We start from the raw sequence: 24,048 nt of genomic DNA on the forward strand, positions 1-24,048 counted from the left end.
GTTGGGAATTAGTTATTTCCTAATGCATTTAATTTTTTAGTTAGGGCTTGTTGATCTTTCGAGATGAATTTTTATGCAGTTTATAGCCATTTCTCCGAGGCGAAGCTTATAGCGTGTGATCATTCTACATGAACAAGCGGTCAAGTAATAGAAAGTGGCTACAAGTGCTGCCCGAAAGGTTCCACTTAAGCGTGAGACGCCTTTGCAAGTAAAAGTCTTTGTTGCAAATTATTCGCTTAGCAGGCTAGGCGTCATAACTTGCACTGCGATTTTGATACAAGGTGCGACACGGTTTACGTTTAAAAATTTTGATCATCAAAGATCAACAGACCAAAAATATGAATATCATAACGATTAATATATCAAGGAGCGGCAATGTTAAAACTCAAAGCAAGCATTAGTATTCTGATAGCAGCATCGGTACTTAGTGGAGCGATGTTTAGCCCTACTGCACTGGCAAATGAAGTGATTAAGTTAGCAACCACAACCAGTACTGAAAACTCAGGCCTACTGGGGGCACTGTTACCTAAGTTTGAAGCTGAATCAGGTTATACTGTTCAAGTTATTGCAACGGGTACAGGTAAAGCATTAAAACTTGCCAGCCAAGGAGATGTTGACGTTGTGATGACTCACGCCCCAGATGCTGAAGCGAAATTTATCGCCGATGGCGATGGTATTGAACCGCGCGGCATTATGGAAAATGATTTCGTGGTATTAGGACCTAAAAATGATCCTGCGGCAGTAAAGTCTAGCAAATTAGTCACTGAAGCCTTCAGTAAAATTGCCCAAAGTAACAGTAAATTTGTTTCTCGCGGTGATAACTCTGGTACCCACATGAAAGAATTAATCATTTGGAAAGATGCCGGCATTACACCAGACTTTGCAGGTTATACCTCTGTAGGCCAAGGCATGGGTAAAACGTTATTAATGGCGGATGAATTACAAGCTTATACATTAACCGATCGTGGAACGTATATTGCTTATAAAGCTAAACTCGATCTCAATATTAGCTTTGAAGGTGGTGATAAATTAGCTAACCCTTATCAGATCATGTTAATTAACCCAGCAAAATACCCAGATTTAAATCATAAGGGTGCCAGAGCATTGAGCGATTGGTTTATTAGTCCTGCAACACAAACGATGATTAACAATTATAAAGTGCAAGGAGAGCAATTGTTTAAGGCAACCTATAAAAAATGAGTGATGGCTGGTTAGTACTATTGCAGCAAGCATTTAGCTTGCTGCTCTCTTTTGACCCTCATGTTTGGGCCATTATTAATATTTCTTTTTCAGTGTCTTTTGCTGCACTATTGATCACGATTATTCCCTCTATTATTTTAGGTTTTATCCTTGCTTTTAGCCACTTTAGAGGTCGTTGGATTGTCACTAACTTAGTGCAAACTTTACAATCCATTCCTACCGTTGTAATCGGTTTATTAGTCTATTTATTGCTGACCCGTAATGGCGCTTTAGGTGATTTAAAATGGCTATTTACTCAAAAAGGCATGATTCTGGGTCAAATGCTAATTTGCGCCCCGGTATTGATAGCATTATCACAAGCAGCATTTTCGAGTGTCGATCGTCGAGCTTGGGAAACATCACGAACCTTAGGAGCATCCTGGTTACGCGCAGTGTGGACTTTATGCCGTGAATTACGGGTGCCACTCTTACTCGCTATTATCGCCGGTTTCAGTCGAATTTTAACTGAAGTGGGTTGCTCTATGATGGTCGGTGGCAATATTATGAATGTCACTCGTAATATCCCTACGGCTATCGCCCTCGAAACGAGCAAAGGCGATTTTGCCCAAGCAATTGCCTTAGGACTGGTGTTACTCATATTAGCCTTAGTGTTAAATTTCATCTTGGGTTCATTGCGAGGCAAAGCCGTCCCAAGGAGCCATTAAAATGTCGTTAGCGAATAACGCTGTTAAATACCCAGTCAGTATTGAAGCTAAAGATGTCATGATTAAATTTAATCAAAAGATGTTATTTTGTGCTGATAGACTTAGCTTTAGTCAGGGTGATGTCATTTATCTGCAAGGTGATAATGGCTCAGGTAAATCAACCTTAATGAAGCTACTTGCTGGATTACAGTCCCCTACTAAGGGCCAAATTGAGAGTCATGGCTTTGTGCCCACACCGTGGTGGCGAACTCAGTCGCTTTTAGGTAAAGCAGTCTATTTGCATCAGCACCCTTACCTGTTTGAGGGTTCAGTCAAATACAACTTAACTTATGCCTTAGCTCAACGGTCGTTATCGTCAGAACAACGAAAAAAACGCATTAGCCAAGCGATTCATATGTCTCAATTAACTGACTTGCTTAACCACCATGCCAGTGACTTATCTGGCGGAGAGCGACAACGCCTTGCCATCGCAAGAGCCTGGATCGCTCAACCAAAACTATTAATGCTCGATGAACCGATTTCGAATATGGATAAACACTCGCAGAGTTTAGTGCTTGCGATGATTAATCAATTAAAACAAGATGGCACAGGACTATTAATCAGTAGCCATCAAACCTGTGGCCTGACGGCGTTATGTCATCAATATTGGCACATCAAACAACATACCATTCATACCAGCATGCATGTTCCTACAGTAGGAGAAGTGCATCAGGCTAATACAACGGAATTACATTATGGCACCACAAATTGACGCAGTAATTTTAGCTGGCGGCATGGCTAGGCGCATGGGTGGCAATGACAAAGGCTTAGTGAGTCTTAATGGCCAAGCCATGATTTGCCATACAATTGATAAGCTAAAAAGCCAAGTCGATGGCATTATGATTAATGCTAACCGTAATCAAGAGCAGTATGAACAATGGGGTTACAAAGTCTTTAGCGACCAAGATAGTGGTTATCTAGGGCCGCTTGCTGGAATGGTCACCGCATTAAAGCAAACTGAAGCAGATTATCTTCTGGTCGTGCCTTGTGATTGCCCAATGTTACCTGATGACTTAGTCGTAAGGTTATTAGCGGCTTTAGAGCAACAGCAGGCCGACCTTGCTGTGGCCAGTGATGGTGAGTATGAACAACCCGTAGTATTACTATTAAAACCTCATCTAGTGACATCGATGCAGGCTTTCTTGGATGCGGGAGAGCGCAAAATTGATTTGTGGTACAAGCAACATAAAGTGGCAGTAGAAAGTTTTGCCGACCAACCCAATGCATTCGTTAACATCAATACACCAGAACAAAAACATCAGTTAGCAAAGCAAATTGCCAAGTAATTTCAGTAGAGGTACTTCATGACAGCATTATTTACCAATCCATTGCCGATCCCCGTTTTAGGTTTTTGTGCATACAGCGGCACTGGGAAAACCACCTTACTGAAACAACTTATTCCGTTATTGAATCAGCGTGGTTTACGTTTGGCAGTCATAAAACATGCTCACCATAATTTTGATGTCGATATTCCAGGTAAAGACAGTTTCGAAATGCGTAAAGCAGGAGCAAAACAAGTCTTAGTGGCGTCGAATATGCGTTGGGCGTTAATGACCGAAGATCCGCTCGATGATGATCCCCAGTTACAACACTTATTGCGTCAAATTGAAGTCGATAAAGTGGATATTGTTTTGGTAGAGGGCTTTAAAAAGTTAGCATTACCTAAAATTGAACTACATCGTGCAGCACATAATAAGCCATTGATCCATATCCATGATGACAATATTGTCGCTATCGCCTGCTGTGATGAGACGACGGTCCCTGCATCTTTAACTCGTTTAGATTTAAACAATGTGGCACAAATTGCTGATTTTGTTCAGCACTACCAACAAAACTGGCAAGCTACAGTCATCAATTTACCGGTTGATGCCAGTAAAGCGGCGAAAATAGACGACACCGCAAACAATAAAAACGGTATTAGTGTATCGCAAGGTGTAGCTGCAGTGTTGGCACAAATTACACCAACGAATCACCCCGAAGTCGTTGACCTGATTGATATCGATAACCATGTGTTAGCACAAGATATTATTTCTGAAATCAATGTGCCGCAGCAAACGAACTCCGCAATGGACGGTTACGCATTTGCCTTCAATAGCATAGCTAACGCCCCCCTCAAAGTTGTCGCTGAAGTGTTAGCAGGACATCACTATCCTAATATTTTACAAGACGGTGAAGCAGTGCGCATTATGACTGGAGCTACCGTGCCACAAGGCGCCGATACGATTCAGGCAATCGAACTGGCAAATGAGCAAAATCAAAAATTAATACTGCTTGAAAAAGACAAGATTATCAAAGGCCAACATGTTCGCCTTGCTGGTGAAGATATAGCTCAAGGTCAAGTCGCTTTAGCTGCTGGTACAAGATTAGGCGCTGCAGAACTGGGATTAATGGCCTCACTCGGTTTCCATCGATTACCGGTATTTAAACGCCCGATTGTCGCGGTATTTTCTACCGGTGATGAAGTGAGTCAGCCTGGCGATCAACTAAAAGCTAACTGCATTTATGACGCTAATCGCTACACGATTTTATCTATGGCGAAAAAGCTCGGTTGTCAGGTCATTGATCTCGGTATCATAGATGACAACGAGCAGACACTGACCAATACCCTCATTGATGCAGGAACCAAAGCAGATATTGTGATCAGTTCTGGCGGCGTATCCGTGGGTAATGCCGATTACATTAAAATGGCTCTCGCGAATGTGGGCAATACCCATTTTTGGCGGATTAATATGCGCCCAGGAAGACCGCTTGCGGTGGGTAATATTAATCAAAGTCTCTTTTTTGGCTTACCGGGTAACCCAGTGGCTGTAATGGTGGCTTTTCTACAATTTGTGCAGCCGGCTATTCGTAAAATGGCAGGCGAAGCAAACTGGCTACCGCAATTTATTCCCGCCATTGCCAGCCAACCACTGCGAAGCAAAACAGGTCGCACAGAGTTTTTACGCGGTATTTATACTCTTGGGCCTGATGGCAAAATTCATGTCAGTACAACGGGAGCACAAGGTTCAGGCATGCTCAGTTCGATGGTCAATGCCAATTGCCTTATCGTCATTGGCGATGACCATGACACCATACCCGCTGGTGGATCTGTATTTATTCAGCCATTTGCCGATTTATTGTAACTGAAACTAAACACGCCCCCGATAGTCATTACACTAATATCATGACGTCATGATATTAGTGTAATGACTATCGGGGAATGCAGTAAAGCAGATAATTCATTGCTCATCGTTAACCTAAAACCCTATCCGCAACCGTATCAATACTACAACAAAGATTAATTTACGGATGACTCCTGAGCCGATTCGTTTTTTATCTCCTGGGTGATACACTCAAAAATCAACAGGGCACAATGCTGCTTTAAGATAAATAACATCATCCGATTAAAGGTAATGACTATGGCGCTTTCTCGTAAAAGTTGGAACTATATTATTATTGGAGCCAGTGTATTTATGATTGCCGTACTGTCTTTCATCAATGATAAAACGGCTAGCGTTCCCGCTGATGCTGTGGCTTTATTTGACTCGCAAATGCCTTTAAAGCAATTACACCTCGATGATATATGGCTAAGTCAACAAGATGGTCAATGGCAATGCCACCAGCAAGTACTCAATTGTCAGCAATGGGCCCAATCATGGCAAAACATTAGTGTGTCACCATTAAAAACCGAACCAGAGCATAGCCTTGCAGAGCAGACGCTCACGATCGCGATTAATCATGTTCACACAGCACAACAATGGCGTTATTTTCCAAATGAAGGTCTATTACAATCGTCTAACCAAAATTGGTATCAAGTACCACCCAGTTTACGCGCCGATTTACAGCCTATTCTTGCCGTTCCTTCTCAATCAAAATAAGAGTTTTTATGCCTGAATTACCGGAAGTTGAAGTAACCCGCCTTGGGATCAGTCCTTATCTCATAGACCAAACTGTCAGTGAGCTCATTGTCCGTAATGGATCATTACGCTGGCCAGTGCCTGACGTGGCACAAAATATTGTCGGCCAACGGATTAATAATGTTCGTCGCCGCGCCAAATATCTATTAATCGACACTGATGCGGGCATCACCATAGTGCATTTAGGTATGTCCGGTAGTTTACGTATTTTGCCGCGTAACACCCCGGTAGAAAAGCACGACCATATTGATTTAATCCTCGATAATGGTCGTATGTTGCGATTTAACGACCCGCGACGCTTTGGCGCCTGGCTATGGTACGAATTACCAGAAGAGGCTCATCCATTGCTATCAAAGCTTGGTCCAGAACCATTAAGCCCGCATTTCACACCATTACAATTGCAAGCTGCACTGGCTGGCAAGAAAAAAGCCATTAAGTTATGCCTAATGGATAATCATATCGTAGTGGGAGCAGGTAATATTTATGCTAATGAAGCACTATTTGCAGCAGGGATCCATCCACAAGCTGCCGCTGGGAGTATTGACCTAGAAAGGTTAACCATTCTTGTGGCGGAAGTTAAACAGATTTTGGCTCATGCTATTGAGCAAGGTGGAACAACATTGAAAGATTTCACTAATGCAGATGGTAAGCCAGGATATTTTGCGCAAAAGTTGCATGTTTATGGCCGCGGCGGCGAAACATGTACCAGCTGTGGCAACTTATTAAGCGAGATAAAACTCGGTCAGCGTACTACAGTATTTTGTGGTTTATGCCAGCAACGGTAAATGTCTAGCCACTGCGCCTAGCATTAACCAATAAAAAAGGGAGCCATTCGGCTCCCTTATATCATCAACCTCAACTCGGTTAATCAACCATAACGCTTAAAACTTATACTCGTAAGTTGAAAAAATAGTCCCTTGACTATCATTGGCTTGCACTTCAAATTTGGAATTTGCCACACTGCCGCCTAAGGTCAACATACCGTTAAACGCTGGCAAGCGATATGACAACTCGAGCATCATAATATCTTCTTTTAATGGTTGCGGCGCCCATTCACCGCCACGATTAGCACCATCTTTATTCAATTGAGCGTAACGAATAATTGAGGTAAAACCATGGCTATTGTCGAACTGACCTATTAACCCGAGAGCATAAACATTGGCATCGCTGTCATAGGTACTGCCAAAAGCACGACCATAATAACGTGAGCCACTCTGGTAAGTTGAATGCTCGTAAAAACAATTAAACTGGTTTTTATCTTCACCGCAATACACCATAGTATCGGTATATTCGATAAACAATTTGTACTGTTGTTTGGCAAAATTGAAACGCGTGTCAGCACCGACCATTTTGCCGCAGTCAACAATTTGCCATGGATCACCTTTAGAATCTTCACAAGTGCGTTCCAGATACAAACCGACAGGCACATTAAACCAGGTATCTGCATAACGGACATCAAAACCCGCCATCTGGTTACCATAGTTTGAACAACCAAATTCATCGACATTATCTGCTCGACAATCGCGCTGACCAGTAATGGATTTAACCGCTGTATTAAAACTACACTCTTGGCCTTCACCACAAAACTGCGTAGTCCAAGACAAGCCTATTTCTAACTGTTTAAATGGCTTAATGGCACCACGGAGGTTCCACAATAGGGTATGCGGAGCATAACGATCTTTCTCTGTAACACTTATACCTCCAGTTAAACTCCAATCGCCCATCCATGACAGCCAAGGCGTTTCGAATGCTTGTGAATTATTACGGCTGACCATCAACGATGGCATGGGTCTGGCATTGTTCGATTTATGCAGCGAGGAGTCAAATCCTGGTCCCCACCACTGGCCAACACTGCCAGCAGTGACAATCCAATTGCCTAACACCACAGCAATATAAGAATCATCTAAACGGATTTCTTCGTCGTCCGCAGGGTTATAATTTGCAGAGGTGGAAATCTTATAAGCGAAACGCTCACCTGTGTATTCGTGTGAGCCTTGTAATTGGCCCTTTTCACGATAATCAGAGCCAAAATGTTGAAAGCGCGCCTCATCAGATGCAGCAGCCACTTTGATACTGGTGTTACCACGATTACCCACAGCATTCTGGTAGTAAAAGTTAACCCGTGCGAAAGCATCCACTAAGTCAGGGGTTAATATCGAAGGCTCAACTTTGGCAAGATCAGCTCCAATACCCGCCCACATCAATGGAAACGTATTAATCGGCGCGCTAATCACACCTGCATCGGCTAAAGCTTGGATATCTGCGCGTAAATAGATATCTGAAGTATCAACCCAGGGCGCAGCTTGAGCATTGGTGTAAACCATCATAGCGCTTAACCCCAATGCGGCGGTAACACTAGCTAAACTAAATCCTTTTATCATGCAATTACTTACCCTTATTCTCAGCTTTAATTTGAGCAACTTTCTGCTTTAATTGTAACGCAATCTGTGGATGAACAAACTGGCTCACATCCCCTCCGTGCAAGGCAACTTCTTTCACTAGCGTAGATGAAATAAATGAATTCTCTTCCGCTGGTGTCAAAAAAACACTTTCAAGATCGGGGCTTAAACGGCGATTCATATTCGCCAATTGGAACTCATATTCAAAATCGGATACCGCACGCAATCCACGCACCAACACGCTCGCATGTTGCTCATTAGCAAAATCAACTAACAGACCAGTAAAGCCGACAACTTCAACATTGTCTAAATGTGCAGTCACCAAATTAACTTGAGCGACACGCTCTTCGAGGCTGAAACGAGGTTGCTTAGAAGGGTTTGAGGCGATACCAATAATCACGTGTTTAAATAGGCGTGCAGCACGTTCGATTAAATCGGCATGACCGTTGGTCACTGGGTCAAAGGTACCCGGATAAATTGCTCTTCTATGCATAATATTTCGCCTTTACATCATCTTTATAGTCGCTAGTTTATCTATTTTTGGGGTCAGAATGAATCACTATTAAGTTTACATATTAGCAAGGTAACATGGCTAAATTACTCTTTTTGTATTCTGGGCAATGGCGGCAATTGTTGTTTATATTTTAATAATTCCAGCTCATATTTCACTTTTTGCCAAATACGCAATAAATGATGACGCTTGGCGTTATTGCGTCGCCCTTGTCGGCTAATATCACTGTCTAAATCGGTCGCGATCACCGGGAAAGGTCTAACAACAAAACAGCGTAATTGTTTTTCATACCAATACTGAATATCAATATCCACAGGACGTGCAATAGGATAGGCCGTAGCTAATAATTTTTCAGCACCAGCCAATGATACGCACTGCCCGCGAGTCGAAGACGGCAGCTTCAAACACGTCGATAAACTAAAACGATCATCAAGCGCTATTGATTGTACAATGCCTTTCTGCTTACGCCCATGACACAGTTTGATGTAATCCCAATCTGTAGATAAATTATCGATATGCTGTATCACAGTCATCAATGCGGGATCTAAGACAGAATCATCTTCGAGAATTAAGGCATAATCTAATTGCTGATCAATAATCATTTGCCAACATTGCACATGACTGAGGTAACAACCAATTTCACCTAAATTCAGTTTTTTATCGTACTTTTGAAGGTTTGCTTGCGGATCATATACTTTGCTAATGTCGGTAGCGTGTAAATCCTTACCATATACGGCAGAAATACGTTGATATTCGATACCTAACTGTTTGAGTTGATCATCCATGAAGGTAAATCGTTCTGTACTGCTATCTAAATTTATTAGAAAAACTTTAAATTTCATATGCTAATAACCCAAACACCTATTTTAATCATGTTCAACTACTGACGATTAACCCAATAATACTCAGTCGTGATGATATCTGCTGAATAAAATGGTCGATGCTTCAGTTAGGTTACTTTTGCCAGTGACATTTGATGTAATCCTTTGAATAAGCTTGAAATAACCGTTATTAAATTAGTGGTTATTTGCGTCCTGTCTCTCACATACATTTCACTATTTTGAGAGTGAGAGGTTTGGGAGTATATCACTAATATTATCGCTTTAGTTTGTTGTCAAAAAACTTCTTCATTGTCACCAGATGAGTTAACAATAACAACCGATATTTACTCACCCTCAATACAATTCCTAATGCAAAACGATGAACAAACGGTCTTGAGTTGATATACTTGGCAAAAGCGTTATACCTCAATCATCATGATGGTTAATAGAATCGTTAAAAGTTACACTATAATGAGCCCCATCATCTGATGGAATTAAGTTAATATTTTTATCTTTCAGACACTAATATGAAAAAAATCTTAGTCATCAAACACGATAAAATTGGCGATTTTGTACTGACATGGCCTGCATTCTATCTACTCAAACAAGCCATTCCAGATGCGACAATTGACGTATTTGTTGCCAAAGTAATTACACCTTTTGCCGAAGCATGTCCCTATATTGATAATGCTATTGCTGATTCTGGTGATGACAAAGCTATCGCAGAACATATTGCCAAGCAAAATTACGATGCTGTCATCGTGGCACATTCTGAAATGAGAATGTATAAGCTCTTAAAAAACATTGATATTCCATACAAGCTAGTGCCGAAACATAATTGGTATCAGTATCTGTATAAACATCGAGCAAACACAGATTACAAAAAAGGTGAAGGTTGTTGGCGTGGCAGCTGTATGTTGATAGAACATTTTTTACACCATCATGGTTATCCTATCCCAAGTTTACCGAAGCAGTATTGGGATATGAGTGAATATAAACCTAAATGGCAGCAATATTATGGCCAACAAGGTGATGAAAAGCTGATTTTTATTCATCCAGGTACCGGTGGTTCTTCGGGCAGTGTTGCAGAAGTCGATCTGGCAAAAATGATCAGCCAAATCAACCGCCTTACCCAAACAGCTTGTCATTTTGTTTTAACCTATAATGGCGATGAATTGGTTTTAGCCCAAAATATTCAAGCGTTACTTGCAGATCAACCTATACGCGTTTCGTTAGCGAAACCATTAAGCAGTTTACGTGATTTTGCCGAGTCGCTAGTTGCCGCAGACATGTTTATTGCCGGTTCAACAGGCCCATTGCACATTGCCGGCTTACATAATGTACCGACTGTCGGTTTTTATGCCGGTAGACGATCAGCACCACATATTAGATGGCAAACGTTAACCGAGCCGAGTAAGCGACTCACTTATACGCCGCCAATTGGTAAGAAAACTGGCCGTAATATGTCGCTAATTGACTTTGATCAAGTGTCCCAAGAAATTGCAGATTTTTTGAATAAGTTATCTTAATCGCAATAGGTTCAGCCTGCTCATCTAGAGCACAAATATTGGAAATATTATTATGATAGTGGTTACAGGCGCAGCAGGGTTTATTGGTAGTAATTTAGTTAAACAACTTAATGCCATGGGACGAAATGACATTATTGCCGTTGACGATTTAACCGACGGTACCCAAATGTTTAATTTAGCCGATTGTGAAATCGCCGACTATCTCGATAAAGATGATTTCATCAAGCAAATTCAAGCGGGTGATTTTGATAACGCACTCGAAGTAATCTTCCATCAAGGTGCTTGCTCATCTACCACAGAGTGGGATGGCAAGTTTATGATGGCTAACAACTACGAGTATTCAAAAACTTTATTACATTATAGCCAAGCCAATAACTGTCAATTTATCTATGCTTCTTCGGCCTCGGTATATGGCGGCAGCGAAAAGTTTATTGAGCAACGTGAACTCGAGAAGCCGCTGAATGTCTACGCTTACTCCAAATTTTTATTCGACCAGTATGTAAGACAACAAAAACTTACCAGCCAGGTAGCTGGTTTACGTTATTTCAATGTCTATGGTCCGCGTGAGCAACATAAAGGCGGTATGGCCAGTGTGGCTTTCCACTTTAATAACCAAATTAATCATAATGGTGTATGTCGTTTATTTGAAGGCGTGGATGGTTATGACAATGGCCAGCAACTTCGTGACTTTGTGTTTGTCGAGGATGTCGTTAAGGTTAATTTATGGCTCTGGCAGAATCCATCAGTATCGGGCATTTATAACTGTGGTACTGGCCAAGCACAAAGCTTCAATGATGTTGCTAACGCTGTGATTGCGTATCATGGTAAAGGACACATTGAGTACATTCCTTTCCCTGATAAGCTTAAAGGTGCCTATCAGAGTTACACTCAGGCTGATTTAACTCAACTAAGGGCCGCCGGTTATCACGCCGAATTTAAAACGGTCGAACAAGCGGTACCAGAGTATTTAAATTGGCTTAAGAGCCAGCACTTTATTGGTCAATAATGACGAGCAACCGTTAAGCTAACTCTTACTTTACTTGGATACAATAATGAAAAAAGCTATCTTCACGCTTGCGATTGGTGATGAAAATCCGATGTACCGAGCGGCACTGCTCAGCTTTGAGCAATATGCACAAAAAGTTGGCGCGGATCTCATTGTATCTAAAGAATTTCATTATCCAATCACGATTACAGATCCTCAACATACTGCCAGCCCTGCATGGACTGAAAAACTGTATATTAAAGAAATTCTGAAACAATATGATCGCGTATTGTATGTCGATGCTGACATTATTATTCAACCCGATGCAGAGAATATCTTTGAGGTTTACGATGACCTGAACACGGTTTATTTGTTTAATGAAGGCGAGCACTTAGCGCGCTAAAGTGTAATTGATAAAATAACCTCAATTATGGGGCCTGTCGATAACTGGCCTGTGGTCAACAATCGCCCAGTGTATTACAACTTAGGTTGTATGCTTATTTCGAAGCAAAACCGATTGTTTGATATTGCTAAACTCGACGATCTGCAACAGCTATGTAACCATATCAAGTATTACGAACAAACATATGTAAACTACTTATTGCACCGAGACGGTCTAAAGCATCAGAATATTTCGCCTAAATTTAATCGCATGGACTTTATGGGGCCAGAGCATTATCGCGATGCCAGTTTTATTCACTACGCTGGCCGAGGCTACAGTAATTCATCGCTCAAGCGAGAAGTAAGATTTGTAAATGACTTTTGCGAGCTATTCAAAGGTCACATCGATGACAACACATTAGATGAAATTAAACAAAGTGGTTGGGATCTGTTTATCAATAAAGCCCAACAACGCTATAAATTACCCAAACCGATTATCAATGCGATAGCAAAGCGTTTTATCACTATTTAATAAAGGGTTATTGACCCTATTTTTAGCGTAATAGGCATTGAGATTTAACCCGTTTAGCAACAAAGTATTCCGTGAAAAAGGCTTAATTATTCATGTTAAAGTACAAAGTGTTTGTTATTAATTTGGCTCGTTCGCAAGAGCGGCTAGCACAAATTGCAGCGCAACTTGCGGCGGTTAACATTCCGTTTGAACGCATTGACGCTGTTGAAGGTAAATTGCTATCAAGCGAAGAAATCGAAGCCGTATCCCCCGCACGTTTAGCCAGACAACATTATTATCGCGATCTCAGTGCTGGTGAAATCGGCTGTAGCTTAAGCCACAAACGAGCGTGGCAAAAAATTATCGACGACGATTTAGACTTAGCCTTTGTATTTGAAGATGATATTCACCTTGAGGCTAACTTTGCCGATACAATCAACATGATCCTCAATCTGCCCACCATGGATTGGGACTTTATTAAGCTATATCCATTGACACGAAAAAGTCGTAAAAATATTCAGTCGTCGATGCACTATGGTGAATTTGAATTTGTGACCTATAAAAAATTTCCACTTGGGGCAATGGCCCAAGCCATTAGTCGTCGTGGTGCAGAGTCACTGATTAAACATATGCCTTATATTGTTCAACCAGTAGATGGTCATTTAAAATCTTGGTGGAGCCTAGGAATAACGCCTTTTGGCTTGCTGCCTTACTGTATTTCTGTCGACATAGAAGGTCCGTCAGATATTAATCCTGACGGTAACTTAGAAAGAGCACCTCAACGACGTGTGACAAAGTTAATGTTAAATTGGAGCCGGGCATTGATGCGATTTATCGCAACACCTCAGCTGGAAAAACAATTTCGTCAATTCACTCAAGCGTTAAAAAAGGATTAATGTGTCTTCATTAATTAGCCATACACAATTACAAAATGCCCAGCGTATTTTGTATATGACCCACTTAGCCATTGGTGATTTTGTTTACCAGAGTGTCTGGTTAAAAGCCCTAAAAGCTAAGTATCCACATTTGGTTATTGATGTGTGGTTTGATGATTGTCGTAGTCGTCCACAATCGTGGGCAACAGGCCGCAATAAAGTCCTCAATGAATGGATAGACTCACTGGGTATTATCGATAACACCTACCCCATTGTTGGCGATCTCGCCCAAAGACAAGGCTATATCAGCCAAGCACAATCGCTCAATTATGATTTAATTGTATTTATTGGTAAGAATCGCAGTGAGCAGTTCGCAAAAATTGCTCGAAAAATATCAACTTCAGCCTTTGTCGTCGCCTCTAAAAGTAAACCATTGAGTAACCCGATAGCAAAATGGCTGTATTTTAATAATATAAATGCCTACTTCAGCTACGATGACATGGTTAAGAGCAGTCAACATATTACCGATTTATATGGCCAATGTTTCGAGCGGGCGTTAGGTCTTACTTGTGGCGATTTAGTCGATGGTCAAAAGCAGTTAGTGTTTCATGTTGATGCTATTTATCAACAACAAGCTTGTACACTGATTAACAAGTTAACCGCAAATGACACCAATAAACTGGTGGTGTTTGTAAACCATTTATCCACCGCCGATAAACGTGATTATCCTTTTGCTCAACTTAAACAAGTGATTTTAACTCTCGAACTTCAATATCAAAATCTGGTGTATATTTTCAACTGTCCACCAGATAAATTGAATGAAGTGACCACTCAAGTTGCTGAAGATAGCGAGCTAAACCATTTAGCGATTACCACATTTACCGCCAAGCAAAACTTTTTTCAATTGCCCGCCTTAATTGCACAAAGCGATATCGTCATTAGCGCTGAAACCGCTACGGCACACTTAGCTGTATGCATGGATAAACCACAAGTGACCATAATGTCGAATGATTTAACCCTATGGCAACCTAAGGGCGACAGTATTATTTTAACCGGTAGCGGCCAAGCGAAATCAATTACACCGCAGCAAATTGTTGATGCATTCACCCAACAGCTAAAGCAACATTATAGTGGCACGCCCAAGCTAGCTGAACGGCTATAATTGGAGTCAATAAAAAAGGCCGAATAGGCCTTTTTTATTGAAACGGTTAACCGTGAATGATGCGAGTTATGACATCAATTCGGTAACAGGCAGTAAATCTAATAAACTCTGGGTAGCATAAGGTGCAGCCTGATTTAAATATTCACCGTTAAGCACCTTGTCGTACATGGCTTGATATTGCTGCGCCATCACATCTGCATTAAACACATCCCTTGCCACTTGGTGACACACTTTACGATCAAAACGATCTAGGTGCTTCAGTGCATCCACCATCTCATTATAATCTGTCGTCAGCAGTCCCATTTCAGGTTGGGTGATAATCTCAGGTAAAGACCCAAAGGGTGTTCCAATAACTGGCGTACCTAAAAACAGGCTTTCGGTTATCGCCAAGCCAAAGGGTTCATGCCATCTCACTGGAAATAATAACGCTTGTGATTGCTTAATAATCGTAAATTTATCATCGCCACCCACCATGCCTTTAAAGTCGATGTTCATATCAAGGTTAAAGTAGCCTTTTTTACCAAACTCAAATCGTTTACCGCCCAATACCGCTAATTTATGACCCGCTTTTTTGGCAATCTTAGCAGCGCCAGTCATGTTTTTATGACGAACCGTCGCTTTACCCAAAAAGTGAACATAGTTACTGTTAGATTCAAAGCTAGGTTGGCCATACTCAGACCAATCTAGGCCATTGTAAACATAGCAATCGCTGTGATGATTATTAGCATGGCGCTGAGAGATAAAAATAGTGTTGCGATCATATTGTTTCGCTTTATCTGCATTGGCGTGTTCAGTACACACAAACGGCTTATCTAATTCGCCAGTAAAGGCGCAATGAAAATGCACCACATCAGGCCAATCAGTAATCTGTTGATTAAATGATTTTCTCTTATCGTACAACAAGGTTCCTTCAGGCCTAATATCATGTGGGCGCATCAAAAACTTAACTTCGTGACCTTGCTGTTTTTGAGCGGTAGCCAATGACCATACCACGCGCTCAGTACCGCCAAACTTAAACGCCGGAAACGGTCCTCGGCAAAGTAGTACATGTAAGATTTTCATTTAACCTTTCCATATTGAATATGTCACCGAACAGAATAATCGCTGATCTTCTATCAGCGTAAACCAGCAGCTGAAACTGTGTATTGCTCTGCGCAAAACTGTTTGAAGGAGGCAATAACCTCATCAACCTCTATTATTGCCATTAAATGCTCACCTTTAGCGCGCGTGCCCCACTTCACTGGTGCATCAAATTGTTTTGCTATTACTTGCGGGTATACACTCACAGTGTATTGGCGAGAAAAATAGGGACCAGTTCGCCCGGGATTAGAATGAGCATATAAACCAATAACCGGAGTACCTTGAGTCACCGCCATATGTAATGGCCCGGTATCTGGTGCAAGCACTATTGTCGCTTGCTTTAACACCGCAAGCAGTTGCGTAAGCGATGTCTTGCCCACTTGATTATCAAAGGGCTGCTGACTATGAGATTGAATCACATCTGCTAAGGTTTGTTCTAGCGCGCTTGGGCCGCCACACAGCATCACTCGGTAACCTTGATCAATGGCGTAATCGGCTACGGCAGCGTAACGCTCTGGCAGCCAATTACGCTCTGCTTTACTGGCAGCAGCACAAATCACCAACACCTTATCATCACCCACGAGCCGTTTAGCAAAATCAGTATCGGCTTGCGGTACCGGAATATTCCAGCTTGGGGTTAAGTCTTCTACGCCAATGGCATTAGCAAAGCCCATAAAACCATCTAATACATGCGGCGTGGCCAAGGGCTCAACGGCATGATTGGTAACCAACCATTGACCTTCTTTGGCTCTTGCTTTATCAAATCCGACCCGCACTCGGGCCTTAATCATTAACGATGCTATGGTTGCGCGCAAGGCAACTTGCATGTGCAGCAACACATCAAAACGCTGACCATGTAAATCACGACGTAACTGAACATAACTACGCCAGCCCTTAGACTTATCGAAAATAACAAACTCAATGCCAGGTAAGTGTTTAAGTAACTGATATTCGATCTTGCCAATAACCCAAGTGATACTCAGATCGGGATACTGTTTTTGAATAGCCTGTACCATAGCTACAGCGTGGCAAACATCACCAATAGCAGATAAACGCAGTAAACATAATGAACGTATCGCACTAAAGTCAGCTTTCATTGATTATCCAATATGCTTAAATGAAGAAGTAAGACGGTGGAGGCAAGTAAGTGATCTTAAGGTATAATGTTATTTCGATCCACAATCTCGCCAATGCTATTGATAATTAGATGCAAATAAAAACCACTCAACTTGGCCATATTGCCTGGTGTGAAACTACAGCCCAACAACTGGAACCTCACGACTTTGCCGTAGAGGCTTGGCAACAAAGAAATGCCATTGTCGGTCAATCTAAGGGGCGTTATACCACCTGGTTTGTCAAAACCGATAACTCGGATTCGCCGCAAACATGGGTGTTACGTCATTACTGGCGTGGTGGGATGATGGAAAAGTTGAGCCGTGATGCCTATCTTTATACTGGCCTACAACATACTCGCGCTGTGGCTGAATTAGCCATACTGGAAACCTTATATCAAGAAGGCTTTGCTGTTCCACGTCCAATAGCAGCGAATGTTGAGCGCTTTGGTTTATGGTATCGGGCCGACATCATCATTGAACATGTCGCGGGATCAAACGATTTAGTGGCGCATTTACGCCATAAGCCAATGACAGAAGCACAATGGTATTTACTCGGTGAGACCATTGCCAAATTTCATCTGCGTGGGGTGTATCACGCAGATCTAAATGCTAAAAATATCCTACTGGCTCAAGGGAAATTCTATCTCATTGATTTTGATAGAGGTGAATTACGTCAACCACAAGCCAGCTGGCAACAAGCCAATCTGCAGCGGTTACTACGTTCTTTTAAAAAAGAACTCGCCAAACTCGCTACGCTGCAATTTAATCAACAGCACTGGCAGCAATTACTCAACGGTTATCAAAGCGTTAATCCTATCTAATCAAGTCATCGTCTGGCCTTGTCATACGATTAACCATTCAAGATTAAACGATAAGTTGATTGATCAATGTAAACTGCTTTAATAACGCACCACGATTTTGCTCAACCACTGCAAGAGCGGCAAAAGACGCCGATTGATATAGGAGGTTATCTGCGAACTTATTTTGTAACTCTTGGGCTAATTGTTCTGCAGAAGTAATGCAGCTTAATGCTCCGGCATCTGCGAGTAATTGCGTAATCTCAGCAAAATCCCAATGATTGGGACCGACATACACAGGTAGCCCCATGGCAGCAGGTTCAAGCGGGTTATGACCACCATTATTAATCAGTGTCCCGCCAACAAATGCCTGATCAGCTGTACCATATAGCATAACCAGTTCCCCCATAGTGTCACCAAGTAACACTTGAGTTTGCCCATTAACTTCATCATGCATACTGCGTCTAGCTAAGGTCAATCCAGACTGAGTAATCGTAATCGCGGCTAAGTTGAATTGCTCAGGATGTCGGGGTGCCATGATCAATAATGCATCTGGAAAATAACTCAGTAGCTGCTTATGGGCACTTAACATTGCCTCAAACTCGCCAGGATGAACACTTCCGGCAACCCAAATAGGTGAATTAACACGATGCCATTGATCTCGAAGCGTATTGGCTTGCTGTTTTTTAATGGGATCAATCGTGAGATCAAACTTCAAACTGCCACACACCTGTAGGCGTTCAGCTTCCACCCCCAGATGAATAAACCGCTCTGCTTCAACCTGAGTTTGAACAGTAATCAACTTGAGTTTATTTAACATAGGTACTGCTAAACGACGCTTTTTAGCGTATTTATCGGCTGATTTTTGCGACAACCGTGCATTGGCTAAAATAACAGTCACTTGTTGCCGCGCGGCAAAGTGGACTAAGTTAGGCCATAACTCGGTCTCCATGATAATGCATACTTTGGGCTGTAATTGGCGGAGAAATTTTTTAATAGCATAAGAAAAATCAAATGGTAGATAACAATGCTGTACCTTATCGCCAAATGCTTTTACCACCTCTGCAGACCCTGTTGGGCTAGTAGTGGTGACGGTAAATAAATAATCTGGGTGCGCAGCCATAAGCTGCTTAATCAAGGGAATCGCCGCCAGGGTTTCCCCCATCGACACGCTGTGGATCAATACATCAGTTTGCTCTAGTTTGGCCAAGCCAAAACGTTCAGACCAACGACGACGGTAATCGACACTTTTTATTGCCCGAAATGCAAGATAGAGCACCACCAGCGGAAACAATAAATACAGAAATAAAGAGTAAAAAATACGGTTCATGGAAGAAGAGTCATCGATTTTTGCTTGTCAGATGAGCACAATGTTAACATACTCATACTAAGTCGGCTTAAGCAATTATTTGACCGATAATAAGCTAATAATGAATATGGAAATCAAATGAAAACCCGCGATAAAATTATTTTTGCCAGCTTAGAGTTATTTAATGAACATGGTGAGCGTAGCATTACGACTAACCATATTGCCGCTCACTTAAGTATTAGTCCGGGTAATTTGTATTATCACTTCCGCAATAAAGAAGACATTATCAATTCGATTTTTAGTTTATATGAAAGTCATTTAGAGTCAGGCTTTAAGCCTTATGATGATGTGCCTATTACGATTGAGTTATTAATGGGTTACTTTGATGCCATGTTCTACACCTTGTGGCAGTTCAGGTTTATGTATGCCAACCTAGCTGATATTTTAAGCCGTGATGAAGCACTTAAAAAACGCTATTTACATGCTCAACAACAAGTGCTTAATCGTTCAAGCGATGTGCTTCGCAAACTCAAAAAAGACGGTTTCCTCGATGTCGATGATAATAAAGTCACTGCGCTTGCCGATACCATTAAAATGATGGTCAGCTTCTGGATCAGCTATCAATTAACCCAATCCAGCACATCAACTATCACTAAAGCCACTCTGTATGATGGACTATTGCGAGTTTTGATGATTTTTCAGGCTTATTCTACGCCTACGTCAAGTGCAACATTTTGCCGTTTAGAACAACATTATTTAGATATAGCCAGCCAAGAGCGCCATAACGCTGCGTAACCAAATACTGACATTCTCGCTTATCTCATATCCATAACATACCTTCCAATCCGCAAGTAACCGACTACAATTGAGTCGGTTACTTGCGGATGATGTTGGACGGATGCATCCACTTCCCCAACATCGTAATCAATCATGTTAATGATTAGTTTTTTTAATGTGAATATATCAGTAGCCCTAAACTAACTCATGTTGGTCTGACGACTAAAAAAAACGCTGTAGAGCGGCAAAAATAAAGGTTAGAATGCCAACAACTCCAGAACACCCTGTCATTTATCGCGGTGTTTACTGCGTGATTTGGATAAGCATAATAACCATATTTAGGAGAACACAGGTGGCATCTACCTCTTTTTACGACCGAATTAATCAGCAAATTATCGATGTAAAAGCCGATGGTTTATACAAGAATGAACGCGTCATTGCTTCTGCTCAACAAACTGCCATCCAAGTTAATAGTGAAGAAGTGATTAACTTCTGCGCCAATAACTATTTAGGTCTAGCCAATCACCCCGATCTTATTGCAGCAGCAAAAGCAGGTTTAGACAGTCATGGTTTTGGTATGGCTTCGGTACGATTCATTTGCGGTACTCAAGATATTCATAAGCAATTAGAAGCTAGCCTAAGTGAATTTTTAGGCATGGAAGACACTATTTTATATTCATCTTGCTTCGATGCTAACGCGGGTTTATTTGAAACCCTATTAGATGCAGAAGATGCGATTATATCTGATGCGCTTAACCATGCTTCAATCATTGATGGCGTGCGTTTGTGTAAGGCTAAGCGTTTTCGTTACGCCAACAACGATATGGCCGACTTAGAAACTCAGCTTATTGCCGCCCAAGCTGCTGGTGCACGCAACATTTTGATCGCCACTGACGGTGTATTCTCAATGGATGGCGTAATCGCTAACCTTCAAGGTGTGTGTGATCTAGCCGATAAGTATGGCGCATTGGTGATGGTCGATGACTCTCATGCCGTAGGCTTTATCGGTCAAAATGGCCGTGGAACCCATGAATACTGTAATGTTATGGATCGTGTCGACATTATTACCGGTACATTAGGTAAAGCCTTAGGTGGTGCATCGGGTGGTTTTACTGCAGCGAAGAAAGAAGTGGTTGAATGGTTACGTCAACGCTCGCGCCCTTACCTGTTTTCAAACTCATTAGCGCCTTCTATTGTTAGTGCATCAATTTGTGTGCTTGAAATGCTAAAAACCGGTCAAGACTTGCGTGAAGCCGTATGGGAAAACAGTCGTTATTTCCGTGAGCAAATGTCAGCAGCAGGTTTTACCTTAGGTGGTGCAGACCATGCCATTATTCCGGTTATGATTGGCGATGCGAAATTGGCAGGTGACTTTTCAAACCGTTTGTTGCAAGAACACATTTACGTGGTTGGATTCTCGTTTCCTGTAGTGCCTAAAGGCCAAGCGCGTATTCGCACCCAAATGTCTGCGGCACACACCCGCGAGCAACTTGATCATGCAATTGGTGCCTTTACCCGTATTGGTAAAGAAATGGGCATTATCTAATTCCAGACAACATAGGTCATTAACATGAAAGCATTAAGTAAGTTAAAGCCTGAAGAAGGCATCTGGATGGTCGATGCACCAAAACCAGAAATGGGTCACAACGACCTACTGATTAAAATTCGTAAAACGGCTATTTGTGGCACTGACGTCCATATCTACAACTGGGATGAATGGTCACAAAAAACCATTCCTGTACCTATGATTGCTGGCCATGAATATGTCGGTGAAGTTGTCAGTATGGGTCAGGAAGTTCGTGGTTTCAGTATTGGCGATCGCGTTTCGGGTGAAGGTCATATTACTTGTGGCCATTGCCGTAACTGTCGTGCTGGCCGTACTCACTTATGCCGTAACACTTCAGGTGTGGGTGTGAACCGTGACGGTGCATTTGCCGAATACTTAGTGCTACCTGCATTTAACGCTTTCAAGATCCCGGCTGATATTCCAGATGATTTAGCGGCTATATTCGATCCTTTCGGTAACGCTGTACATACCGCATTATCATTTGATTTAGTCGGTGAGGACGTATTAATTACCGGCGCTGGTCCTATTGGTATTATGGCTGCTGCTGTGTGTAAACATGTCGGAGCACGTCATGTCGTGATCACTGATGTAAACGAATACCGACTTGATCTTGCTCGTAAAATGGGTGCTACCCGCGCAGTGAATGTCGCCACAGAAAGTCTTAAAGATGTGATGAAAGAGCTTGGCATGACAGAAGGCTTTGACGTCGGTTTAGAAATGTCAGGTGTGCCATCGGCATTCCATGCCATGTTAGACACGATGAACCATGGTGGTAAAATTGCCATGCTAGGTATTCCTGGTGGCGAAATGGCTATTGATTGGAGCAAAATCATTTTTAAAGGTTTGATCATCAAAGGCATTTATGGCCGTGAAATGTTCGAAACTTGGTATAAAATGGCCAGTTTAATCCAATCTGGCTTAGATTTATCTCCGATCATTACTCATCACTTTAATATTGATGATTTCCAGAAAGGCTTTGATGCAATGCGCTCAGGTCAGTCTGGCAAGGTTATCCTGAGCTGGGATTAATTATTATTAACATCTAGCATATCCACACTAACAAGGGGTTGTATTTATACAACCCCTTGTTGCAGACTGATACTAAGTCAAACGCTATGCGTACATTTTTATAGGTAATAACATGTCTGGTTTTAAACATCTGTCGATTAATGAGCTTATCCATATGTCCTCCGAATCTAACGACATACAAGTTGTTGATATTCGTGATGCTGCTAGTTTTACCGCTGCTCACATTGAAGGTTCAACCAATCTAACCAATGAAAATCTAGCAACCTTTATTGCCGATGCTGATATGGACAAACCTTTGGTCGTAGTGTGCTATCACGGCATGAGTAGCCAAAGTGCGGCCAACTACTTAAATGAGCAAGGTTTTGATGATGTTTACAGCCTAGATGGCGGCTTCAGCGCTTGGAGCTTAGCTCACTCATGATAGAAATTGGCCAACTTCCTAATGCACGTGCAGCACAAGCATTTATTGACTACCTTAAAGGGTTAAATATTCAATGCCATGCTGTTTCTCATGCTGAGGGTGTTGGCCTAGCGATCACCAACCCTGCTGATGAAGTTCAAGCCCGCGCCGAGTTACTTGAGTTTGCTAAAAACCCTCACGACAGCAAGTATTTGCAGGCATCTTGGGATAACGGCGCTACCGATACTAAATTTGACTACGGCCCGGGAGCTAAAGGCCTCATTCAACAGTTTATGACAGGTGCAGGCCCACTCACATTAGTATGTTTTTTTGCATGTGTGGCTGTTTTTGCTGCTATGAACCTTGGTTTTGCTAATGATATTTTTACTAAATTATCTTTTTTCGGCGCCGTAGCTGATAGTGATTTAAGCCAAATATGGCGAGTCTTCACCCCTAGCCTAATGCACTTTTCTGCTATGCATATTATCTTTAATTTACTTTGGTGGTGGTATTTAGGCGGTAAAATTGAGACCAATTTAGGTACTCGACCATTATTATTTTTATTAATCGTCGCGGGTACGTTACCCAATATTGTGCAGTTTTACATGACAGGGCCTAATTTTGGCGGGCTGTCTGGCGTCGTTTATGCTGTGGTGGGTTACACTTGGTTAATGGGGATCCGTAAACCCACTTGTGGTATTAATTTACCGCAATCTTATATGGGGTTTATGATGGTTTGGCTCGTTCTTGGCTTTACGGATGTGCTGGGAATGCCTATTGCAAATGGTGCCCATATTGCAGGGCTTTGTGTTGGTTTGGCTCAAGCATTATTTGATAGCAAAAAATCACCTGCCGCGAAAACGAACTAACACTCTTGCAGGATGAATAAAAAATGCCACCAAGGGTTAATGCCGATCAGTTAAGCGGTAAAACGAGAAAATTTAACTGATCGGTTGACCGA

General features: G+C 41.9%; 25 protein-coding genes. 19 read left to right on the plus strand and 6 right to left on the minus strand.

Features of this window, described 5'->3' with window-relative positions:
* Positions 1–435 precede the first annotated feature (435 nt).
* The 7 genes from ACED29_RS06905 to mutM all read left to right on the plus strand — a co-directional run bounded on the left by ACED29_RS06905 (position 436) and on the right by mutM (position 6,624).
* Positions 436–1,200, plus strand: coding sequence for a substrate-binding domain-containing protein (locus tag ACED29_RS06905; RefSeq protein ID WP_371697349.1), 765 nt, complete (start codon positions 436–438; stop codon positions 1,198–1,200).
* Positions 1,197–1,904, plus strand: coding sequence for an ABC transporter permease (locus tag ACED29_RS06910; protein ID WP_124016707.1), 708 nt, complete (start codon positions 1,197–1,199; stop codon positions 1,902–1,904). The genes ACED29_RS06905 and ACED29_RS06910 overlap by 4 nt, the downstream gene beginning before the upstream one ends.
* A 58-nt stretch (positions 1,905–1,962) precedes the next feature.
* A complete protein-coding gene (locus ACED29_RS06915; protein ID WP_371697350.1) occupies positions 1,963–2,655 on the plus strand; it encodes an energy-coupling factor ABC transporter ATP-binding protein in 693 nt (230 codons plus the stop codon).
* The gene (gene mobA / locus ACED29_RS06920; RefSeq protein WP_182698238.1) at positions 2,639–3,229 is read left to right on the plus strand and encodes a molybdenum cofactor guanylyltransferase MobA; all 591 of its coding nucleotides are present in this window, start codon (positions 2,639–2,641) and stop codon (positions 3,227–3,229) included. Before ACED29_RS06915 ends, mobA begins: the two co-directional genes overlap by 17 nt.
* Positions 3,230–3,247: 18 nt before the next feature.
* Positions 3,248–5,065, plus strand: coding sequence for a bifunctional molybdopterin-guanine dinucleotide biosynthesis adaptor protein MobB/molybdopterin molybdotransferase MoeA (locus ACED29_RS06925; protein ID WP_371697337.1), 1,818 nt, complete (start codon positions 3,248–3,250; stop codon positions 5,063–5,065).
* A 276-nt stretch (positions 5,066–5,341) separates the two neighbouring features.
* Complete coding sequence (locus ACED29_RS06930) at positions 5,342–5,800, plus strand: hypothetical protein (RefSeq protein ID WP_182741151.1); 459 nt, start codon at positions 5,342–5,344, stop codon at positions 5,798–5,800.
* 8 nt (positions 5,801–5,808) lie between these two features.
* Positions 5,809–6,624, plus strand: coding sequence for a bifunctional DNA-formamidopyrimidine glycosylase/DNA-(apurinic or apyrimidinic site) lyase (gene mutM, locus ACED29_RS06935; RefSeq protein WP_124016702.1), 816 nt, complete (start codon positions 5,809–5,811; stop codon positions 6,622–6,624).
* 96 nt (positions 6,625–6,720) lie between these two features.
* On the opposite strand, the gene ACED29_RS06940 is transcribed toward mutM, so the two are convergent.
* The 3 genes from ACED29_RS06940 to ACED29_RS06950 form a co-directional block, all read right to left on the minus strand.
* Complete coding sequence (locus ACED29_RS06940) at positions 6,721–8,220, minus strand: capsule assembly Wzi family protein (RefSeq protein ID WP_371697338.1); 1,500 nt, start codon at positions 8,218–8,220, stop codon at positions 6,721–6,723.
* Between the two features lie 4 nt (positions 8,221–8,224).
* Positions 8,225–8,731, minus strand: a complete 507-nt coding sequence (gene coaD / locus ACED29_RS06945) for a pantetheine-phosphate adenylyltransferase (protein ID WP_371697339.1) — start codon at positions 8,729–8,731, stop codon at positions 8,225–8,227.
* Between the two features lie 104 nt (positions 8,732–8,835).
* The gene (locus ACED29_RS06950) at positions 8,836–9,591 is read right to left on the minus strand and encodes a glycosyltransferase family 25 protein (protein WP_371697340.1); all 756 of its coding nucleotides are present in this window, start codon (positions 9,589–9,591) and stop codon (positions 8,836–8,838) included.
* A 506-nt stretch (positions 9,592–10,097) separates the two neighbouring features.
* Between ACED29_RS06950 and ACED29_RS06955 the strand changes: the two genes are divergently transcribed.
* The 6 genes from ACED29_RS06955 to ACED29_RS06980 all read left to right on the plus strand — a co-directional run bounded on the left by ACED29_RS06955 (position 10,098) and on the right by ACED29_RS06980 (position 15,013).
* Positions 10,098–11,099 carry a glycosyltransferase family 9 protein gene (locus ACED29_RS06955; protein WP_182756923.1) on the plus strand — a complete coding sequence of 334 codons (1,002 nt, stop codon included), beginning with the start codon at positions 10,098–10,100 and terminating at the stop codon, positions 11,097–11,099.
* A gap of 52 nt (positions 11,100–11,151) precedes the next feature.
* Entirely contained in the window at positions 11,152–12,105 is a 954-nt protein-coding gene (gene rfaD / locus ACED29_RS06960; RefSeq protein WP_182698227.1) for an ADP-glyceromanno-heptose 6-epimerase, read from the plus strand.
* A 46-nt stretch (positions 12,106–12,151) separates the two neighbouring features.
* Entirely contained in the window at positions 12,152–12,487 is a 336-nt protein-coding gene (locus ACED29_RS06965; protein ID WP_371697341.1) for a glycosyltransferase, read from the plus strand.
* A gap of 27 nt (positions 12,488–12,514) precedes the next feature.
* Positions 12,515–12,997, plus strand: a complete 483-nt coding sequence (locus tag ACED29_RS06970) for a hypothetical protein (protein WP_371697342.1) — start codon at positions 12,515–12,517, stop codon at positions 12,995–12,997.
* Between the two features lie 92 nt (positions 12,998–13,089).
* Positions 13,090–13,872: a glycosyltransferase family 25 protein gene (locus tag ACED29_RS06975; protein WP_347690611.1), complete on the plus strand. Its 783-nt coding sequence runs from the start codon at positions 13,090–13,092 to the stop codon at positions 13,870–13,872.
* 1 nt (position 13,873) lies between these two features.
* Positions 13,874–15,013 carry a glycosyltransferase family 9 protein gene (locus tag ACED29_RS06980; RefSeq protein ID WP_347690610.1) on the plus strand — a complete coding sequence of 380 codons (1,140 nt, stop codon included), beginning with the start codon at positions 13,874–13,876 and terminating at the stop codon, positions 15,011–15,013.
* 66 nt (positions 15,014–15,079) lie between these two features.
* Here ACED29_RS06980 and ACED29_RS06985 read toward each other — a convergent pair whose 3' ends face one another.
* Both ACED29_RS06985 and ACED29_RS06990 read right to left on the minus strand, forming a co-directional pair.
* On the minus strand, positions 15,080–16,075 hold the full coding sequence (locus ACED29_RS06985; protein WP_124016693.1) for a glycosyltransferase family 4 protein: 996 nt from the start codon (positions 16,073–16,075) through the stop codon (positions 15,080–15,082).
* Positions 16,076–16,128: 53 nt separating this feature from the next.
* A complete protein-coding gene (locus ACED29_RS06990; RefSeq protein WP_371697343.1) occupies positions 16,129–17,190 on the minus strand; it encodes a glycosyltransferase family 9 protein in 1,062 nt (353 codons plus the stop codon).
* Between the two features lie 110 nt (positions 17,191–17,300).
* On the opposite strand from ACED29_RS06990, the gene ACED29_RS06995 reads away from it, so the two are divergent.
* Positions 17,301–18,029: a 3-deoxy-D-manno-octulosonic acid kinase gene (locus ACED29_RS06995; RefSeq protein ID WP_182698223.1), complete on the plus strand. Its 729-nt coding sequence runs from the start codon at positions 17,301–17,303 to the stop codon at positions 18,027–18,029.
* 43 nt (positions 18,030–18,072) lie between these two features.
* On the opposite strand, the gene waaA is transcribed toward ACED29_RS06995, so the two are convergent.
* On the minus strand, positions 18,073–19,335 hold the full coding sequence (waaA, locus tag ACED29_RS07000) for a lipid IV(A) 3-deoxy-D-manno-octulosonic acid transferase (protein WP_371697344.1): 1,263 nt from the start codon (positions 19,333–19,335) through the stop codon (positions 18,073–18,075).
* 117 nt (positions 19,336–19,452) lie between these two features.
* Here waaA and ACED29_RS07005 point away from each other — a divergent pair, with 117 nt between their 5' ends.
* From ACED29_RS07005 to glpG, 5 genes are all read left to right on the plus strand, one after another.
* Complete coding sequence (locus ACED29_RS07005) at positions 19,453–20,109, plus strand: TetR/AcrR family transcriptional regulator (RefSeq protein ID WP_124016689.1); 657 nt, start codon at positions 19,453–19,455, stop codon at positions 20,107–20,109.
* Positions 20,110–20,443: 334 nt separating this feature from the next.
* Positions 20,444–21,637: a glycine C-acetyltransferase gene (locus ACED29_RS07010; RefSeq protein ID WP_124016688.1), complete on the plus strand. Its 1,194-nt coding sequence runs from the start codon at positions 20,444–20,446 to the stop codon at positions 21,635–21,637.
* 24 nt (positions 21,638–21,661) lie between these two features.
* Positions 21,662–22,687, plus strand: a complete 1,026-nt coding sequence (gene tdh, locus ACED29_RS07015; RefSeq protein WP_124016687.1) for an L-threonine 3-dehydrogenase — start codon at positions 21,662–21,664, stop codon at positions 22,685–22,687.
* Positions 22,688–22,799: 112 nt separating this feature from the next.
* Positions 22,800–23,108, plus strand: a complete 309-nt coding sequence (gene glpE, locus ACED29_RS07020; protein ID WP_124016686.1) for a thiosulfate sulfurtransferase GlpE — start codon at positions 22,800–22,802, stop codon at positions 23,106–23,108.
* Positions 23,105–23,956, plus strand: a complete 852-nt coding sequence (gene glpG / locus ACED29_RS07025) for a rhomboid family intramembrane serine protease GlpG (RefSeq protein ID WP_182698220.1) — start codon at positions 23,105–23,107, stop codon at positions 23,954–23,956. The genes glpE and glpG overlap by 4 nt, the downstream gene beginning before the upstream one ends.
* Positions 23,957–24,048: the final 92 nt, after the last annotated feature.

The sequence above is a fragment of the Shewanella sp. 5S214 genome, from assembly GCF_041439795.1.
Taxonomy (GTDB): Bacteria; Pseudomonadota; Gammaproteobacteria; order Enterobacterales; family Shewanellaceae; genus Shewanella; species Shewanella vesiculosa.

Coding starts and splice junctions, on each gene's coding strand:
- ACED29_RS06905 (WP_371697349.1), top strand. CDS start 436: ATGTTTAGCCCTACTGCACTGGCAAATGAAGTGATTAAGTTAGCAACC.
- ACED29_RS06910 (WP_124016707.1), top strand. CDS start 1,197: ATGAGTGATGGCTGGTTAGTACTATTGCAGCAAGCATTTAGCTTGCTG.
- ACED29_RS06915 (WP_371697350.1), top strand. CDS start 1,963: ATGATTAAATTTAATCAAAAGATGTTATTTTGTGCTGATAGACTTAGC.
- mobA (WP_182698238.1), top strand. CDS start 2,639: ATGGCACCACAAATTGACGCAGTAATTTTAGCTGGCGGCATGGCTAGG.
- ACED29_RS06925 (WP_371697337.1), top strand. CDS start 3,248: ATGACAGCATTATTTACCAATCCATTGCCGATCCCCGTTTTAGGTTTT.
- ACED29_RS06930 (WP_182741151.1), top strand. CDS start 5,342: ATGGCGCTTTCTCGTAAAAGTTGGAACTATATTATTATTGGAGCCAGT.
- mutM (WP_124016702.1), top strand. CDS start 5,809: ATGCCTGAATTACCGGAAGTTGAAGTAACCCGCCTTGGGATCAGTCCT.
- ACED29_RS06940 (WP_371697338.1), bottom strand. CDS start 8,220: ATGATAAAAGGATTTAGTTTAGCTAGTGTTACCGCCGCATTGGGGTTA.
- coaD (WP_371697339.1), bottom strand. CDS start 8,731: ATGCATAGAAGAGCAATTTATCCGGGTACCTTTGACCCAGTGACCAAC.
- ACED29_RS06950 (WP_371697340.1), bottom strand. CDS start 9,591: ATGAAATTTAAAGTTTTTCTAATAAATTTAGATAGCAGTACAGAACGA.
- ACED29_RS06955 (WP_182756923.1), top strand. CDS start 10,098: ATGAAAAAAATCTTAGTCATCAAACACGATAAAATTGGCGATTTTGTA.
- rfaD (WP_182698227.1), top strand. CDS start 11,152: ATGATAGTGGTTACAGGCGCAGCAGGGTTTATTGGTAGTAATTTAGTT.
- ACED29_RS06965 (WP_371697341.1), top strand. CDS start 12,152: ATGAAAAAAGCTATCTTCACGCTTGCGATTGGTGATGAAAATCCGATG.
- ACED29_RS06970 (WP_371697342.1), top strand. CDS start 12,515: ATGGGGCCTGTCGATAACTGGCCTGTGGTCAACAATCGCCCAGTGTAT.
- ACED29_RS06975 (WP_347690611.1), top strand. CDS start 13,090: ATGTTAAAGTACAAAGTGTTTGTTATTAATTTGGCTCGTTCGCAAGAG.
- ACED29_RS06985 (WP_124016693.1), bottom strand. CDS start 16,075: ATGAAAATCTTACATGTACTACTTTGCCGAGGACCGTTTCCGGCGTTT.
- ACED29_RS06990 (WP_371697343.1), bottom strand. CDS start 17,190: ATGAAAGCTGACTTTAGTGCGATACGTTCATTATGTTTACTGCGTTTA.
- ACED29_RS06995 (WP_182698223.1), top strand. CDS start 17,301: ATGCAAATAAAAACCACTCAACTTGGCCATATTGCCTGGTGTGAAACT.
- waaA (WP_371697344.1), bottom strand. CDS start 19,335: ATGAACCGTATTTTTTACTCTTTATTTCTGTATTTATTGTTTCCGCTG.
- ACED29_RS07005 (WP_124016689.1), top strand. CDS start 19,453: ATGAAAACCCGCGATAAAATTATTTTTGCCAGCTTAGAGTTATTTAAT.
- tdh (WP_124016687.1), top strand. CDS start 21,662: ATGAAAGCATTAAGTAAGTTAAAGCCTGAAGAAGGCATCTGGATGGTC.
- glpE (WP_124016686.1), top strand. CDS start 22,800: ATGTCTGGTTTTAAACATCTGTCGATTAATGAGCTTATCCATATGTCC.
- glpG (WP_182698220.1), top strand. CDS start 23,105: ATGATAGAAATTGGCCAACTTCCTAATGCACGTGCAGCACAAGCATTT.